This is a genomic window from Glaciecola sp. 33A (assembly GCF_002836745.1).
Taxonomy (GTDB): Bacteria; Pseudomonadota; Gammaproteobacteria; order Enterobacterales; family Alteromonadaceae; genus Glaciecola.
Map to the genome: position 1 here is coordinate 1 of NZ_PJAR01000014.1, position 841 is coordinate 841.

The following is an 841-nucleotide window of genomic DNA, read 5'->3' on the forward strand; positions in this document are numbered from 1 at the left end:
CTGTATTGGTGGGGATGGGTAAGTTAGTTGCGCGTTTTTGCGCCAGCTAAGTTAGCTTTGTTGATTAAAATGGGGGGGCTTATATTCCAAGGATTATCTTCCAAAAAGGACTCAACATGGTAATGCGAACGTGTTTCAAATCTATTCATGGGTGGGTGAGCATTTTCTATCGCTAATCGAAATAGCTCGGTCAATAGCTGTTGATCCTGCGCAATAGTGTGCTCAACATTGAATCTGGCGGTGCCTGTGGAGCATGATATAGCCATGTGCGGTTCTTCTGTATTTTCCAGTGCACTATAGATAGCTGTTGCAAATACAGAATACACTCTCTCATAACTAAAAGTGTTCTTGACCACTTTAATTCTAGCTAGGCCTTCGCCAAATCCATATGCCCCTGATCCATCATCATAGATGCTGACCCACCATCCCTCAGATGACCTTAAATGTATGCTTTCACAATGTTTCATTAGAGGACTATCTTCTGATAATACCGGAAACGAAACGCACACTAAAAAAAACAGAAAAACAGGGACAAAAAATTTCTTTTGCATATTACGATCCTAACGCGCGGCTTAAGCGGTTTAATGTTATTGGTTTAACGAGACTGCTTTATTCTAAAAGTAAAGTGTCATAACAATCAGTATGCAAAAGCTTACTTTGAACTTGGTTAATGAGGGGTTAATGTTTTCATTTACTTATATTTAAAATTGATCGCGCTCTCAATTATTTCGATTAAAACAACTAGATTTAATTTTTATTGTTGTATTAACCAGTTATTAACTAACTCGTTTATAGAATGCAGTTAATCAAATAAGGAGTCCTCAGTGGAATATAATCAACA

The 841-nt window shown here is 37.5% G+C and carries 1 protein-coding gene; it reads right to left on the reverse strand.

Going from position 1 to position 841, the window contains the following annotated elements:
* Positions 1 to 23 precede the first annotated feature (23 nt).
* Positions 24 to 551: a hypothetical protein gene (locus CXF81_RS00350; RefSeq protein WP_101179117.1), complete on the reverse strand. Its 528-nt coding sequence runs from the start codon at positions 549 to 551 to the stop codon at positions 24 to 26.
* Positions 552 to 841 lie beyond the last annotated feature (290 nt).